The following is a 17388-nucleotide window of genomic DNA, read 5'->3' as shown; positions in this document are numbered from 1 at the left end:
GGTTATTTATTTGACAAGTTTGAGATTACTGTTGCCAAAACAAGTAAAGATAAATGCCACCGGGGCGCCTAACGCAAACATCCCCTTGTTAAATGCCTGGATAGCTTCTCCCAGTTCCATTTCCCTCAAATAGAGATCTTCCAGCACCTGCTTTAGAAACCGGGTACCGATGCTGGCATGTATGGTACCCTCTGTACCGATGATAGCTGCTGCGCCGGCGGTATGAAATGCCTTGGAGATAGAATCCAGGCTATTAAAATTCATGGCCATACTACTGCAATTGATTAAAAACACCATGGGAAGAGGATCTCCTTCCCAGGCATCATCGCGCATAATCTTATTTTGCAGTAGTTGCTGATAGATCCATTTCTCCGCCGGAATAGGGCCACGGCCCGCAGGCCATAAAGCTTTCGGGAACGTAATAATCCTGGAGCAATCCGGCTCGCCATTGATAGGATTTGTTTCCAGGTGCCCGATCACGGCGAGCACCAACGGCCTCGTTTTACTATCCCACAACAGCGAGAGCAGATCTTTATCATAGGTTATCTCTGTCAATTGCGCCGGAAGTGACTGCAAATCGCTGCTTAACTGGGTAGTGGCCTGGTCGGTAGAATTCTTGGAGAAAATAATACGGTGGTTGACGCTAGCGTCCAATGTAAGTACCGAATCAGTGGCAGCATCTGTAGTTAACAGCTGTTCTATACGATGACGAATACCCCAGAAACCTGATGTACAATAACATTTATAATGAGGGTTATGCGGGCATCCCTGCCAGGATGCATCATAAAAATCCTTGTACTGACCCGGGTCAAAAGGCTCACCGGTGCAGACAGGATGCGGAGCACTACCCTCTATGTCTGGAGGCATCGGGTAGTCGTAAATAGCTGCCCAGGGAAAGGCAAAATCCATTTGGTGCCTGGCGATGGTGATCTGCTGGTCAGCAAGCGCCCTGATCTCCTTTAACTTCTTGCCCAGGGGTGTTTTGGAAGGCTCAAAAAATAAATTATACCTGCCGGAGCCGAATCTGGCCAACTTGCGTACATCTTCATAAAAAGACTCGCTGAATGGTCGCCCTTCCAGCTCCTTCAGGTTATATCTTGGCGCCTCCTGTCCGCCATAAATATCCCTGATCAGCTCACAAAACTGGGTTTGCGCCGCTTCAATATCGGCCTGATTGATCCCGGTAATTTCCTCGGCCACCTCCTCTTTCTTGAAGAAAATCGAATGTGTTCCATTTTGATTCCCGTTCACGCCAATAAACAAGCTCCGTTCCTTTAGCTCACCGAGATTATCAAACTTCCCGGAGTTGGCAACGTCTAACCTTACACTGATAGCCGGATATAAAGAGAAACTGATCCAGCCTGCCATCCTGGCCTCCAGGATAAATGACTGCAGTAACACATTGCGGTGAAAAACACCTATCCTCAAGCTGGCTATTTTCCCCTCTTTAGGCGCTACCAGGTCGAAGGTGGACACCTTCGATTCACCTGCCAGCGGTAAAAAAATTGTTTGCAGCGATGCTGACCTCAGCGTAAAATCCTTTGGGAATACCACAATATCGACCTCATGTCCCTTCTCCCCTGCGGGATCAGGCAACAGCGGATCTATCGCAGGAACCTTCCCTTGCATCAGGCTATGCGGCCCTGTTTGACCTATTTTGATGTGCAGGCGATAAAAAGCACCGCGTTTTACCGGCGAATACCTACTTAACCACTTCCCATGGCTATCGCCTTGCTCAACGGCCACATCTACTTTACGATCGTTCACTTTAATAATCTCAGCTGGACTTAGACTCACTGCCGCGTTATGATCATCGGCCAGTATCCATTTGTCCTTTGAGCTTCCTGCCGGGTAACTGGGAGCGCTTTCGGTTCTCCATACATCCTCCTCCTTATGGGGGCCGTTCCCGACCGGGCTGGATATCACCATTGGGGACGCGTCGTATTTATAGTCGCTGCGGACAAAATCCAGTGCTTCCGGTAATGAGAAGCGGCCGGCCAGTCTCGCAACTAACTTCGATATAAATCGCAATTGGTCCCTGGAGGATGTAAGAATAATACTATTAACGGGCAGCAATTTCAGATTGCGGTAAAGAAAAACCAATAATTCATCTGGCATTTCTTTATCGTCATCTGCTGTTATAATAACCAGCTGGTTAGCGGCACTCAAGCCGCCCCGCTCTAAAATATTTACAATATCCCGGTATCCCAGGATCAAGATGCTGCACCAATGCCAGTTTTCGAAAAAACGATATTTTTCGTATATCGGTTCCCTGGAAATTTCTTCCTGAAGTAAAAGATGAAGCTGATGATAAAATGAGTGATTATTCTCTCCAAAACCAACAGTAACCGGATAGCTGACCGCCTGTTTTGAAAAAATGTGCTCGTTAAAATAATACAGCTGAAAACCGACCTCCCAGGGAATAATGGTGAGCAATAATACGCGGATTAACGAGTCTTTCTTGAGTAATGGCTGGTCAGGCCAAAGGGAAATCTTTTCTATTTCAACGTAAACGGGAAGGGATAAGCGCGCCTGTTGCAACGCTGAAAATAAACCTTCGCCTAAAATATAATCCCTTACAGCCGGATCAATAAACAGCGGCTCCGGCCAGCCCTCCATTTCAAGCATTTGAAACGCTTCGCGGGCAATGATTTCTGCCCCGGAACTATCTTGATAGTTCAACGTCAACATACCTTCGTGGATACGAACAAATTCCAGCTTAATCCATTTCACGGCATTGGGCATACTCATAAGGATTAATGTTTGGGGTAGACGGCGCTGGGTCGTCTATAGTAAGTTCGGACTTATTTTTGAAAAAATCAAGCCCCAAAATCTATCCAATTACTTTGTTATTTAACTGGACCCTGCCCCTTTTTATATTTATGAATCCTCCTTTGATCGGTTCCTATAATTTACTTCTTACCCGGGCAACTCAGATAAAATATCCGTTGTATCCTACAGTCTGACATGAAATAATTTATTGCTCTTCCTGTTGGCTAAGTGAATTGTGTATATTTGGAAATAGGGAAACAGCATCAAAGCATCCAAAAATGAACATAATATATGAGAAAAGCATTAAACCTAATTTCAATTTCAATTATTGGACTTGCCTCACTATATGCACTGGTTTATTATATGAAGCTGGATAGTCTTACTTTCGCATGGGCGCTGAATTTCCTTTTGATGCTATGTGTGCTTGCGTTTACTGAAACACTGAAAAGCCCACTTACTTCATCTTACTATAATGAAAAGCGATGGGAACGGGGAGGAAGAATATACGAAACACTCGGAATAAATTTCTACAGGAAATTATTAGTTTGGATTGGATGGGAAAAACTGAATAAAAAATCAAAGCCAGTAGAAAAAAACATCAAATCTTTGATGAATTTGCTTTATCAAACTAAAAAATCTGAACTAGGTCACATAATTATCTTGCTCATAGTATTTGGGCTTAATGTTTTCACGGCATTTAAATTTGGAGTTCTCAAATCTCTGTGGCTGCTCGGATTAAATATCGCATTAAACCTATATCCAATTTTCCTTCAACGATATAATCGCCCACGAATAGCAAGAGCTATAAATTTAGGTACTACAGGCTCCCGGCATACGGCTCCTATAGCTTCCCAACCTGTTTCCCGGTAAGGACACTTAAACTACGCCAGTGCATGGCTGTAAAAAATATCCGACACAAGGCGCCAGACGTTTTCCAACGGGAAAATCAGGCGCATACATACCGACTGGAATTGAAAGCAAATGAAGCCCACCCTCCTATTCTTTGATTTTCACAATTATCCGTTTGATAACACCAACCGGCAAAACAGCGCACACCCTTAGCTTTGCCTCATCAAAACAAAAATGGTATATCACATGAAAACTCAAGCAAACAAAATTGGCGCAGAAACCGAAAAGCATTTGATCCTGCTTACGCTGAATGATTATCTTCAGGGACGCCCGGTAAAAGACATCGAAAGACTCCGGGTGGCGTTTCACCCCGATGCATACATCAGGACCATCATAGCAGGGAAGTTGGTGCAATGGACATTGCCACAATACCTGGACCTGGTTGCCCAGGCAACATTGCAGGAATGTCAACCGGAACTACTGTCATATACCTGGGATGGAGATACCGGGTCTGCTCACGTACAATTGACTTTTGACACCTTCCGCTTCATTGACCGGTTTAATCTCGTAAAGTTAAACGGGAAATGGTTGATCGTAGATAAGATCTCCTATCGGGAAGAACTGCAGTGAGAGTTATAAACGTACAGGCCACAAAACCCGCCGTAACGGATGATTCTGTGGCTTTGTAACCTCCGCTGGAATTACGTTTATAAATCTCTACTCATTAATAAACTCTTCGACTGTGAGATGTTCACCAAAGTGATGAACGACCTCGCGTATAACATAGTCTTGCTGCATACGGTTGAACGCAGCCGTTCCGTCTGAAATCAGGAAAGTATTGTAGCCTTTTTCGTGGGCATCACGTAATGTGCTCTCTACGCAAACATGGGTAGCATATCCGACCAAATACAGGTTTTCAATTTTGTTGTTACGCAGGTACACGTCTAAATTAGACCCTGTAAATCCGCTTGCGCCGACACGTCCGGTTACGATAAACTCGCCGTCAATCGGCTTTACTGTTTTATAGAACTGTGAACCAAATTCGTTAATCGGGAATGTTCCGGCATTCGGGATGGCTTTGCGCAAACCGCTCTTTCCGTTGGCTAATTCGGGATAGCCTTTTTCAAAGCGCAACCCTACGTGTATAACTTCGATATTGTTTTTCCTTGCATAGTCCAGTGCTTTTTCAATGTTAGTGATTGAATGATGCATCATTTCCCTATCTTCAACTAACGCCTTGTATAATTTACCGTCTTTGTGCATCCATTCGTTTTGTGTTTCAATGAGGATTAAGGCTGATTTGGTTTGCTCCTGTGCGTTTATTGTTGCAGTCATTGTTATATAGTTAAGATTAAAAAGAGTATCCCTATTTTATTTTTCTTGTTTTTTTCTAATTACGTTCTACTGTATATGCGGCTACTAGTTGCTTCACCTCATTTATTGCTCTTAATTTTCAAAAATTGTAAATAATCTACAATTGCAAAATAAAGGCATTAATTCTATATTTGCAACATAAATTGTAAATAATTTACAAAATGACCAAAAGTAAATCAGAAAATGACCTGTCGTTCGACTTCGACTTTTTGGATAAGCTGGTAGTAGGCATAGGCGAAGTTTCGCAAATCACAGGCATTGCCACACGCCAGATACGGTATTGGGAAGAGAAAGGAATTATCACCAGCCTAACCGAAGAAGAAGGTAAAAACAGGCGGTATGATTACAAAAACATAAAAAAAATGCTGCTCGTCAAGGAACTTATGGACGATGGCTACACACTGGACGCCTCGGCTGAAAAGGTAAAAAAGCGTATGGAAATGATTGAAGAAACGCTTACCAAATTAAAAAAAGGTAAAAGTTAACCGGGGAGAATAATCATCTGTGGAAGGTTAAATATGTACTGATATAGCATGACAGCAAAAGGCTGGCTAAAAAACATATACCGGGTATATGCTTTTTAGTCAGCCTTAAGTTTTGGATATGGGTGTGTGTTATTGCTCTGGTACCGTAATGGTTGGATCCCATTGGAAATAGCCATATATGGTTTGATTATTTCCGGAATCATCCAACGTGTATAGCGCAAAATTTACCATAAATGCTTCGGTTCCAGGTTGACCTACCGTTGCTTTATGGGAATAAAAGGTGACTGATTTCTGTTTCGGAGGCAACCCATTCGATTTTTTGTCTGGATTTGCTACTACTGCACCTGTTCTTGTTACAGGGGTATATTGAAATGTGTCAAATACGTCGTCATTAGGTGATACATTCGGATTCTTAATAATACCATACAAAATCACTGCATTATCCTGATTATCAGAAGCAGATACTGCGCGGAAAGAAACGGTATCCTCCACATGTGCTTTGAAATTTAAATCGGCGGTGCCCTGACCACTGATGATTCCACGTGATCCGGTACAAACCATGTATTCGCTATTATGGTCTATCGGATATGGATTATCTTGTGTGTACTTGGTAAGATCAATCTTGTGATCTTCACAATATTTAATTACATAGTTTGTATCGATCACTATTGTGATTTCAATGTCAGCTGGTTCATACTGGTCTGTGTGAATACCTTTTACTGGTTTTGTTCTTGTGGTTGTCATAAAATAGGATTTTTAAGTTTATACCTACTCTGTTATGGCTTTTCGGTATCCGCCATTTATTAAAGGAATAGCTATTGGAAACGAAGAAACAATCATGAACAGGGCATAGTATCCCCCTCTGCATTAAACACCCATGAACGAAACGGCTGCAAAGTACTGGCAGTAAAAACTAGCCGTTCACATTACAGATGAATGTTTATGCCCGTAAATGTTTTTGTTGTAACATTTCCAATCTTTTCGTGCAGCAATCTAGGGTAGGGTATAACGCCTTAGATCATGGTTATTTTGAGTTAATGATAAAAAATTGCTGACTTACTAACAAGAGCAGATGTCATTTTGTTTGACGGGAATATTTTTTTCTATAAAAAAGTTATTCTTTACCGGCCAAATTTTCCTTTTGATTGATAATTAGCAATCCGAACAGTATATAATTAACTACAACTGACGCACTTATATTTATCGAAGATATGAAAAGAAAAAATGAAAAGGTTCTTCTATCCTACTATGTATTGATTAGCGAAGGGAAGCAGTTTGTTACCGACCATAGTGTTTATTAGAAACGCCATCGATGGAGCCCGCTTTAATGGATTAGCCCTGAAAAGCATAATGGGGATGGCCGGTAAAAGACATCATGACACCTTCCTGTTCATCGACCGGTTTAACCTGATAAAGTTATACGGAAGACATTTGATCGCAGATAAGGTTTCCTATCGAAAAAAGTTGCAGTGAGGATCCTATAATGCATAAGTCACAAAACCTTCCGAGTACGCTCAAATATTAACTTCGTTTAAACCAGATATAGCGATCTGTTTTCTTCAGAAGAAAAAAAATAAAATCGCCAGTACAGGAACGCCATTTGTCAATATTCTATCTATTATTTCTTATCTAGTTATATGTCAGCCATAACGTAAAAGTACGTCCATCAAAGCTTTCCGTACAAGATGGATATGAGAAAAAAAAATTTTGTTGGAAAAGAAAAATTGTTTCTATTTGTACGACTAACGGAAAATAATCCTATTGTAACATACAATTGACCCAATAGCAAATAACCCATGACGATCGGAATAACCAAAGAGACAATTAACCTGTAATACTTATACTTATACTTAACTAAAGATTAATGGTAACCCGTGATACTAACCTGTGATACTTGGAATGATTTAGCGTAGCATGATAATAACCCGTGACAACAACCAAAAGGATCTGGACTAATTAAACATGCCAAGGCACTAGTGTCAATCACACATTTAACTTTACACGTGCTATAAAAAAACAGGAATCAACATTCCTTGTTTCAGTGCTTCTTTTCTAACAATGTCGAATTGTTATATGCTTAACTACAGGAAACTACCTATAGCGTTAACCTTTATGTTTATGCCATTGCTTTTCTCAAATATCGCTTCTGCCCAATGCCTCATAAGAGGTTTACTGTGTGACGATAGCAAACGCCCAATAGCATATGCAGGAATAACACTGCTAAAAGATTCATCCATTGTAACAAGCACAATTTCAGACAGCACCGGGCACTATACAATAGCCAATCTCGATCCTGGTCATTACAAGCTTATAATAAGCAATATTAACACATATGATTCCATCATTCCCCTGCATTTGACGGGCGACACAACCGCTAATATCAAACTGGCACTGCGATCTGATTTATTGAAAACGGTGACTGTGTATGGTTATAAAACATTCGAACGAAAATCTGATCGATTCGTTTACACTCCTGATAAACGTATCATGGAAGGAAGTGATGCTGTAGAACTTATGAGGCATATACCGTTTGTCAAACAGGATGAAAAAAATAACACCTTTTCAATTATTGGCAAGTCAGGAACCGTAGTCTATATTAACAACAAGAAAACTGCTATACCCAGGGAAATGCTTATTGAGCTATTGAAAGCGACTCCTGCGGGAAATATCAAAAGCGTAGAACTGATCACCAACCCCGGAAGCGAATACCCTGCTAATACAAGTGGAGGTATCATCAATATCAACATGAAGCATCAGCTGAATGAGGGCTGGCTGGGCACAGTTTCCCTTTTAACACAACAGGGGCCTTATAATAAATCCATTCTCTCTGGTCTGATTGACTATAGAAAAAATAAAATTAGTCTTCAGCTCATTCCGTTTTTCAACCGGGACTTCAATTACTACACTGCTGATCAACATTTTGCCTACGCCGACAAAACCAATAATGACCTACAGACAAGAAACTTCAGGCGTTACTGGGTTTTTGGAAACGGATTAAAAGTGGATTATGACATTAATAAAAGCAGCTCACTTAGCTACAATGGATGGTTTTCCGGGGTGACCGGAAAATCAAATACACAAACCAGCACACTATTCTCAAAATACGATCAAAGCAGGCCGGATTCTTTACAAAAACTCAACAACACCGGTAGCGACACTTATATATACAACTTCGGCAATATCAACTATCACCTGAAAATTGATTCTGCCGGCCAAAACTATCTGGATGCTAACGTTGATTATAACCACTTCTTCCAACGACAGAAAAACGAGTGGAGTACAAATGACACAGATAGCCTGCAAAACGACCTCCATCAATATCAAAGCGATCTGCCCCAGGCCTTCTTTAACATTTCCGGACGCCTGGAGTATGGAAGAAAAATCGCAAACCAATTTTTCCTTACAACAGGCATTCAAATAAGCTCCACCACCATTAGCAATAACCAGCATTATTACATCCAGAGACATCCAAACGGCTATCAACCGGACAGTTTGAGGAGTGTTTACTATAAATATAATGAGTGGTACTATGCTGTATTTGCCAGCGTCTCAAGACGTTTCAATGAAAAATGGGATGGTAAAATAGGAATGCGGGCGGAGGTGACAAAATATAGGACACAGGAAAAAAACATTGGAATATCGGTAGATAGCAGTTACATTAATTTTTTCCCAAACGCGGCGTTAAGTTACAGCTTGAACTCAACGAATCAGTTTGCATTAAGTTATTCGAGAAAGATAAACCGTCCGACTGTAGAGCTCCTCTACCCTGGGAGAACATATATCTCTCAACATTACTTCTCGCAAAACAATCCATATCTACAACCGTCTCTGGCAAACATCCTGGAGTTTACTTATACACTAAAAAGCGATTACGTTCTCTCCCTCACATATACCAATAACACCAATGCCAACGCAAGCTTTATTGTGCCAGTCAGTGATAACGGCGAATATAGTTTCAAGAAGACCTACCTAAACTATGGGGTTGCAAACGAATTGAAACTCATCATCAATTTACATCAATCTCTTTTCAAGGGAGTCTGGGAAATCTACCTCACGCCCTCTTACAGTTATAGTAGCTATCTCGGAAAGGCGCCTGCTGTTCCCCTTAACATAACCAATCATAGCCTCGATTTTATACTCGACAACTATGTATACATTTCCAAAAGAACAAAATGGGCTGCCTTTGTAACATTTAACTACAACGGACCAGTATCTGCTATCAGCGGTAAGCGGCTAAATAGTACTTCATCTCTCGACATACAAATCAGAAAAACAATTCACGACTTTTCTTTCAACCTGATATTTACTGATATATACAACGGGTCATCTGTTTTGAACGATAACTTATATACCAATAACCTGTTGTCGGCCAATCGCTACAGCATCAACAACTACAATAGGGCAGTAACATTTAAAGTCAGATATAACTTTGGGAATACGAAACTACAAAAAGTAAAAACCAGGGAAACTGCTAACGAAGAAATCCGGAAAAGACTGAACTAAATATTTTATGCATAAAAGAGGCGCACCCCGAAAAGCCTGTGTTAAATAGAGTAGGGATATTAAAAACAGTTTTTATGAAAGAAAACAAAAAACTTAATCTCGAAAGGTTTGAATCTCTTTCTGAAGATGCAGAAGGTAAACTGGTAAGCGGATTCTCCGAAGCTTTTGATGGAGAAGACCTGGCTCAAATCGGAGCTAACAACTGCTATGGCGGTAACTGCGCAGCTGGATGCAGCCAGAAGCCTCCTACACAGGCACAAAAGAGTCTATAATACAAAGGGGGCAATGATCGCTTAGCTATGAGGCAGATCATTGCCCTCCATTTCCAACCGGGCAAAACAGGAATATATGAAATTCAGCCAATTCAATTCAATTATCCCGTATTCAGGAAAATTTGCTTTGTATAACGCTTTCGCTCAGAAGGTGATATTCCTGGACACTGATTTGAAAGATATATTGCAGGCCGCTATCCACGAGGGTGTAGATGAATTGCAGCACGTACACCCCTCATTTTATGAGTACCTGGTAAAAAAAGCATTTCTTGTTGACAATGATGTAGATGAAATAGAAAAGGTAAAACAGCTATCCAAATCAATTGATGAAAACCCTGATAGCTTTATCTTAACGATTAATCCCAGTATGAACTGCAACTTTAAATGCTGGTATTGCTATGAAACTCATGTAAAGAACTCCCGCCTCACCCCTGAAATGATTGACAGGATTAATGCCTTCATTACCCAAACTGCCAACCAGGAGGGCATGAATTACTTTCAGCTTGCTTTCTTCGGAGGAGAGCCACTATTATACTTTCAGAAAGAAGTTGTTCCTCTTATTGATACCTACATCCGGGAATGCAGAAAAAACAACCTGCAAACCGGCATTTCTTTTACCACCAATGGCTATCTAATCAACCAGGAGTTTATAGACTATTTTAACAATAATAATATTTCCTGTACCCTTCAGATAACACTGGATGGGTATAAAGAAAAGCATGACCTGGTAAGATTCGTGAGCGCCAACAAAGGATCTTATGACAAGATAATCGAAAACGTTAAGCTGCTTATCTCGAATAAATTCTTTGTTCGCTTGCGGATAAACTATACAGACATGAATATTGAAGGATCACATCTGATTGCACAGGAATTTGACAGCATCCCTTATGAGCTACGGCAGCAATTCCTGATGATGGACTATCATCGTGTATGGCAAAACGACGCGATTGACAATACTTTCCTGGTATTGGATAATAATGTGGGTAAAATACAGGAAATGGGTGTAAAGGTTTCAAGTAAATACTCTCCCAATAGCGTGAGGGAATCTTGTTATGCAGATAAACGTAACAGCGCCGTAATCAACTATAATGGAGATCTTTTTAAATGTACCGCCAGAGATTTCACAACCGCCAAAAGAGCGGGATACCTGGATTCCGACGGTACACTTGTATGGGAAAATGACTACCTGGAAAGAAGAATGAATATAAAGTTCAAGAATAAGCCCTGCCTAAGCTGCAAAATTATGCCATTATGTAATGGAGGTTGTTCTCAGCATGCAATGGAACATTTTGAATCAGGGTCAGAATACTGTGTGCATTCCGGGGATGAAAATGAAAAAATGCGTATCATAAAAACCAAGGTTGATGAAATTGTTAACAGGGTATCAGCGGAGAAAGTTTAAGTTCATTTCGCAATTAGATAGCTCTGACTGCGGACCGGCCTGCCTGGCAATGGTATGCGCCTACTATAAGCGTAAATATTCAGTCAAGGATATAAAACAGGTATGCTCTGTCACCCGGATGGGTGTGTCTGTTCAGGACATGTTGAAAGGGTCAAGGATAATTGGTTTTGAAGCTAATGGTGTTAAATTAACACCTGAAGAATTAGCAGAAGCACCATTACCATTAATTCTATTCTGGCGACAGAGCCACTTCGTTGTACTTTATGATGTTGCTGCATCTAAAAACGGTAGCATTAAATATTTCCTGGCAGATCCCAGCTATGGAAAAATACAGCTGGATAAGGAAACCATTTCCAAAGCCTGGATGGGTGCCAATAATAAGGGAATAGCCATCCTGTTACAACCTTCTTCCGATAATAATGTTGAATATCAGCCTTCTAAAAGAATAAAAGTCTATAAAGAGGAATTTATCAGATTTATCCGCAGTTTTATCCTTAACAATAAGCGGCAATATATCTTTTCCTTGCTCATGATGATAATTGGATTAGTAGCCAACTGGGCGATTCCGATTATCTTTCAGCAAACAATAGACAAGGGCATTGTTTCAAAGTCGCTATCCATTGTGTGGGCATTATTGCTGGCACAGCTGGCGCTTTTCCTGGGAAATTTTGTATCACAGATATTCAGCGACCTGATTCTCACCAAGCTGAACTTTGAGCTTAGCGTATTACTGAAAGAGAAGTTTCTGCATAAATTAATGAAGCTTCCTATAAAATACTTTGACACCAGAATGAACACCGATACCCTACAGCGTTTAGGGGATCAAAACAAAATCCAGACATTCGTTACCTGGAGAGGCATTGAGATATTCTTAAGCCTTATGAATATTATGGCGTTCAGCATCATCCTGTTCAACATCAATAAATATATCTTCTGTGTCTTTTTTGGATTAAGCATTATTTCAGTCACATGGGTTCATTTTTTCCTGAAAATCAGAAAGGTGCTGGAATATTCTATTTTGCTGCGGCAAACGGAAAACACCAATAGCCTCTATGAGTTCATTATGAATATGCCCGAAATCAAAATAAATAATGCGCAACACACGATGATCTCAAAGCTTTCGGACATTCAGAAAAAATTAAATGACCTGCAGCTACGATCATTCTTCCTGAACATCTATCAGAATATCGGCGTATCTTTCTTTTCAAAACTAAAAGAGCTGATCGCCATCGCATTTTGTGCCTTCCTGATTATAAAAGGACAGCTGACTATCGGCGCATTATTAAGTATATCCTACATTTTAGGACAATTAGCCTATCCGGTTTCCAACCTTGTTAACTATCTCCGAGAAGCACAGGATGCAGATATAGCTCAGAAAAGAATTAATGACGTTTATTTAGAAAAAAATGAGAATGAAGATCTTACGGAACCTATATATACTACTGATATAAAAAGTATATCGGTTAACAATGTTACGTTTAAATACCCCGGTTCCTTCAGTCCATTTGTATTAAAGGACATTTCGTTCTCCATCCCCAGGAATAAAATCACAGCCATTGTAGGCGCCAGCGGCAGTGGGAAAACGACTCTTTTAAAACTACTGCTTTCTTACTATGCGCCTCATACTGGTTCTATACTGGTCAATGACAACGATCTTTCCGCCATTGACAGTGAAGACTGGCGGCAAAAGTGTGGTATTGTACTTCAGGACGGGCATATTTTCGCCGGTACCATTGCCGAAAATATTGCCATTGCCGATGCTGATATCGATCGTGAAAGAGTGATGCACGCTGCAAAAATTGCGTGCATCCATGAGTTCATCTCCGACCTGCCGATGAGATACAATACCAAAGTTGGCTCCGTGGGTATCCAGTTAAGCGGAGGTCAAAAACAGCGATTGTTAATAGCCCGGGCTGTATACAAGGATCCTGCATTCCTTTTATTTGATGAGGCCACCAGTAGCCTGGACGCCAACAATGAAAAGCAGATCATGGAAAACCTAAACAGTTTTTTTGAAGGAAAAACGGTGCTAATTATAGCCCACCGCTTAAGTACGGTAAAAAATGCGGATCAAATCATCGTATTAAACAAAGGGGTTATTGTAGAGCAGGGAAGTCATGACCGTTTGGTTAATGCAAAAGGAGACTATTTTAACCTGGTTAAGAATCAATTGGAGTTGGGCGTCTGAATATCCTGGAGCAATTGTCCTCTTCAACAGGGATGAAAATCTTGCAGACCATATTGTCGCCAAGCTGCAATAATACTAAATCAAACTGCTGCAAAAAACAGGATGATTGAGACGGACGAAATTACCTCTTGCATAGCTTATATGTTGCCTTAAATAATGTACCTTTGCGTCCGCCAATCGCCGCCCATTTTCATGGCCGGGCAGAAGATGCGACCAATGTGAATATGACCGATACCAGAGATGAATGCCCCCAAACCTTGCCAGCGCCAGGTAATGCCTTCTGCAGGTTTGAGGATCAGGATGCCGCCCAATTCATGGCGAAAGCGCTCACCTTTCACCCGGATGATGTGCTCCATCCACTTTGCGAAATTGCCGTGACCGCATTGCAACAACACCTTGCCGGGCAACATGAATGGAAACACAACTTCGGGTTAGACAGCAATGGCGCCGGCGCCGTTATTGGCAAAATGTTCGGCATATTGGTAGTACGGGCCAACGACGGCACACTGGGATACCTGTCGGCATTTTCAGGTAAGCTGGCCAATGGAAATCATCATGACAAATTTGTAAGCCCCGTTTTCGACGGACTTAAAGCCGGCAGCTTTTTGAACACTGGCATGATCCGTTTATCAGCCATCAATGGTAAAATTGCCGCGCTAGTGCAAGAAGATGCCATTTTCCACCAGGCAGCGATCACACAGTTGAAGGAATTACGTAAAACACATTCCATCGCGTTGCAAAAAAAACTCCACAAGCAATATAACTTCCGCAATAAGGCTGGCCGCGTAAAAAATATGGTAGATATTTTCACCACCCACGGCTACAGACAGCCACCCGCCGGAGCCGGAGAATGTGCAGGCCCCAAACTACTCCAGTATGCCTTTCATCACCAAATGGAACCATTGGCTTTAGCCGAATTCTGGTGGGGCTTGTCACCCAAATCTAACACCTGGAAACACGGCGCCTACTATAAGCCATGCAAAGAGAAATGTGCGCCGATTTTTGATTATATGTTGAGTGAGTAACAAAATCCAAAGTTCTCGGGAATTCCCATTCTACCTGGAATGCAGTTGATATTTATACTGAGGCACTATTGTTACCTTTTGTATCGATGGTGCACTTTTCGTAATGTTCGCTACCCTTTTAGCCAGCACGCCGGTTATATTATCTGTCCATGGTTTCACATTTAATGTGGCTGTCCTTTGGCCAAGAAACTGTTTCAATCCAATCTGCCAGCTGCCATCGCCGTTAAATAAATTATCTGTAGCCACCTTCCCGTTAATCAATAATTCGCATGCACCGCCCGCATAATCTACATTGGCGATCAGGTCACTGGTTACAGGATTTAAGGATTCTGGTAAAGTAATCACTGAATTCCCACGGGCTTCAGCTGTTACCTGGATACCTGGATCAACTGTTTTCGCAGTAAACTCATAACGTTCGAATATTCCACTCCTTGATGTGTTTCCTGTAAAAGCAGCGGTAGGAAATACGTCCACTTTAAAATGCGTGTTACCCAGTTGCCGGAGCTCTGTATTGTTTTCCGTATTCAGCATGTCCGCAGCTGTGATGGCCAGGTATTCAGTTCCATGAAGCGAGAAACGCCAGCTATTTTCCGCATCTTCCCGGGACAGGCAAACCAGTTGTACAACATGCCCATCCGACTTTTTCAAGATGGCCGTTTTACCAGAACCAGTCTTTAATATCATCAAGCGTCGATTCTTATCCCTATGCCAGCCGACGGCACTGACATTATCATCGCCTGAAAATGCCAGCTCTGCTTTGACCCCAGGGAGCTCCTGGAAGAACACAGTGGTCGTATCTTTCCCATCAATTTTGGCAAAAGGTTGTGCAGTGGCATATCTTAAATTCACGCCTGCAATATTCAGGTTAAACGGAAGAATCGGGGCGGTCTGGCCTTTGATCAGGATTTCCGGGAACTCAATAATTCCATCAGCTGTTTTGACGCGGAGTTTTACCCGCTTGTCGGGCATATGCACTCTTACCTGCGTATTGCACAGGAAGAGGAATCCACCGTTATTTTTCACTCGGGCTGCATACCTCAGCCGAGTAGTATCACGCTCATTTGTTACCGGATCTTCAGGCAGAATCACCTGCATAGCTGCGAGGTCACTACCAAAGTCCCGTATGAAATTGTGGAGAATTTTCAAATACCGGTATGAGGGGCGCAATAACCCAAATTCGGAGATGGGCGCCTGAAAATCATAACTACGTGGATATCCCGGCTCTTCAAGGCCGGCTGTTTGGGTGCCGCCTCTAAACATGTAGTAACCGATCATATTCATGCCGCGGCCTATTTGATTTTGGAGGTGCGCTTCGACCACCCAGGGTTCTACCACAAACCGGTTGTTATCGGTCATTTGACTACCACATCCTTGTTCGCACAACCCTTTTGGATATTTATTGATGTTGTAGTAAACTTTTCCAAATGCACCGGTCATAATCCACTGATCATCGCCATAGAGGAAATCCTTTGTAGGTCCTCCACCAGCTCTTTCCCAGCCACGATATGGGTAGGAACCTTGCAAAGGAATTACCTCCGTTTTGGTTTCATCTATTAGTGAATTGGAGGTCACTGACCAGAATACGGGATGAATACCTGATTCAACGGCCATTTTCTTCAATGCTGATATGTGCTGTTGTTGCCCGGTGGCATATTCATTTTCCAGCTGTATTCCGATAACAGGTCCCCCGTCGGAATAATACAAGGCCTTCGTTTGATCGGCAATCTGGTCATACAGGACCTTTGCCTTTGCCAGGTACGCTGGTGCGTTGCTCCTTTTCTCTTTCATTTTTTCAATCCACTCCGGGAATCCGCCGTATAGTTGCTCCCCATGGCTCCATGGGCCGATGCGCAACCATACATACATACCGTGCTTAGCACAGAGCTGAATAAAATGCCGCAGGTTGCGACCGTATTGCCAATTCCATTTACCAGGCTCCGTTTCGTGCTCATTCCAAAAAACATACGTGGCAATAATAGAAAGATTAGCGGCCTTCATTTTCAAGATTTCTTCTTCCCAGTTTTCCGGCGGCACCCTATTATAGTGCATTTCGCCCATCAAAGGATACCAAGGTTCTCCATTCCTGGTGAAATATTTATTATTTGCGCCAATAACAATTCCTTTATTGTCCGCCCCATTCATTTCAATGTCAATTGGTGTTTCAATTTTAACATTACTTGCATCCAAGGTGTACGTTGGTACCTGTGCAAAAGCAGATTGAGTAACAAATCCTCCGGTCAGTATGATCGCCCAAATTCTTATATTCACTGTATGCTGTTTTAAAACTATAAATAGCGGAACACCTTCCTGGTAGCCCACATTGGCAATAGTAGCCAGTTTCTAATTAAGGATTCATAAAGGAAGTTACAGTAGCTACTGTGGAAATAATGTAATACATCCATCAATTTGATTGTTCTACCTTGGCTTTAAAGTTATAGACAAAGACGCATTATTTTCTGCGGGTAAGGGGACCAGATCAAAAAAATACCAGGAAAAGGCAAAAAACGAATAATTGTTT

Annotated in this window: 12 protein-coding genes; 8 read left to right on the top strand and 4 right to left on the bottom strand. The window is 41.7% G+C overall.

Features of this window, described 5'->3' with window-relative positions; all coding sequences use genetic code 11:
- Positions 1–6: 6 nt before the first annotated feature.
- Positions 7–2751: a hypothetical protein gene (locus HGH90_RS10455; protein ID WP_169191027.1), complete on the bottom strand. Its 2745-nt coding sequence runs from the start codon at positions 2749–2751 to the stop codon at positions 7–9.
- A 312-nt stretch (positions 2752–3063) separates the two neighbouring features.
- On the opposite strand from HGH90_RS10455, the gene HGH90_RS10450 reads away from it, so the two are divergent.
- Both HGH90_RS10450 and HGH90_RS10445 read left to right on the top strand, forming a co-directional pair.
- Positions 3064–3642 carry a hypothetical protein gene (locus HGH90_RS10450; protein WP_169191026.1) on the top strand — a complete coding sequence of 193 codons (579 nt, stop codon included), beginning with the start codon at positions 3064–3066 and terminating at the stop codon, positions 3640–3642.
- A gap of 225 nt (positions 3643–3867) precedes the next feature.
- Positions 3868–4251: a nuclear transport factor 2 family protein gene (locus HGH90_RS10445; RefSeq protein ID WP_169191025.1), complete on the top strand. Its 384-nt coding sequence runs from the start codon at positions 3868–3870 to the stop codon at positions 4249–4251.
- A gap of 87 nt (positions 4252–4338) precedes the next feature.
- Here HGH90_RS10445 and HGH90_RS10440 read toward each other — a convergent pair whose 3' ends face one another.
- Entirely contained in the window at positions 4339–4956 is a 618-nt protein-coding gene (locus HGH90_RS10440; RefSeq protein WP_169191024.1) for a cysteine hydrolase, read from the bottom strand.
- Positions 4957–5156: 200 nt separating this feature from the next.
- Between HGH90_RS10440 and HGH90_RS10435 the strand changes: the two genes are divergently transcribed.
- The gene (locus HGH90_RS10435) at positions 5157–5480 is read left to right on the top strand and encodes a MerR family transcriptional regulator (protein ID WP_168767471.1); all 324 of its coding nucleotides are present in this window, start codon (positions 5157–5159) and stop codon (positions 5478–5480) included.
- Between the two features lie 129 nt (positions 5481–5609).
- On the opposite strand, the gene HGH90_RS10430 is transcribed toward HGH90_RS10435, so the two are convergent.
- Positions 5610–6224: an inclusion body family protein gene (locus HGH90_RS10430; protein ID WP_168767472.1), complete on the bottom strand. Its 615-nt coding sequence runs from the start codon at positions 6222–6224 to the stop codon at positions 5610–5612.
- Between the two features lie 1368 nt (positions 6225–7592).
- Here HGH90_RS10430 and HGH90_RS10425 point away from each other — a divergent pair.
- From HGH90_RS10425 to HGH90_RS10405, 5 genes are all read left to right on the top strand, one after another.
- Positions 7593–9983 (top strand): outer membrane beta-barrel family protein, encoded by a 2391-nt coding sequence (locus tag HGH90_RS10425; protein ID WP_169191023.1) that lies wholly within the window; start codon positions 7593–7595, stop codon positions 9981–9983.
- A gap of 74 nt (positions 9984–10057) precedes the next feature.
- Positions 10058–10255, top strand: a complete 198-nt coding sequence (locus HGH90_RS10420; protein WP_168767474.1) for a hypothetical protein — start codon at positions 10058–10060, stop codon at positions 10253–10255.
- 76 nt (positions 10256–10331) lie between these two features.
- Positions 10332–11657: a radical SAM/SPASM domain-containing protein gene (locus tag HGH90_RS10415; protein WP_168767475.1), complete on the top strand. Its 1326-nt coding sequence runs from the start codon at positions 10332–10334 to the stop codon at positions 11655–11657.
- Positions 11620–13845 carry a peptidase domain-containing ABC transporter gene (locus HGH90_RS10410; RefSeq protein ID WP_168767476.1) on the top strand — a complete coding sequence of 742 codons (2226 nt, stop codon included), beginning with the start codon at positions 11620–11622 and terminating at the stop codon, positions 13843–13845. Before HGH90_RS10415 ends, HGH90_RS10410 begins: the two co-directional genes overlap by 38 nt.
- 164 nt (positions 13846–14009) lie before the next feature.
- The gene (locus tag HGH90_RS10405; protein WP_211172612.1) at positions 14010–14870 is read left to right on the top strand and encodes a pseudouridylate synthase; all 861 of its coding nucleotides are present in this window, start codon (positions 14010–14012) and stop codon (positions 14868–14870) included.
- A 30-nt stretch (positions 14871–14900) separates the two neighbouring features.
- On the opposite strand, the gene HGH90_RS10400 is transcribed toward HGH90_RS10405, so the two are convergent.
- On the bottom strand, positions 14901–17138 hold the full coding sequence (locus tag HGH90_RS10400) for a beta-galactosidase (RefSeq protein WP_168767477.1): 2238 nt from the start codon (positions 17136–17138) through the stop codon (positions 14901–14903).
- Positions 17139–17388 lie beyond the last annotated feature (250 nt).

Source organism: Chitinophaga sp. Ak27, assembly GCF_012726295.1.
In the GTDB taxonomy this organism is placed as follows: domain Bacteria; phylum Bacteroidota; class Bacteroidia; order Chitinophagales; family Chitinophagaceae; genus Chitinophaga.
This window is presented reverse-complemented; position numbering and strand designations above follow the sequence as displayed.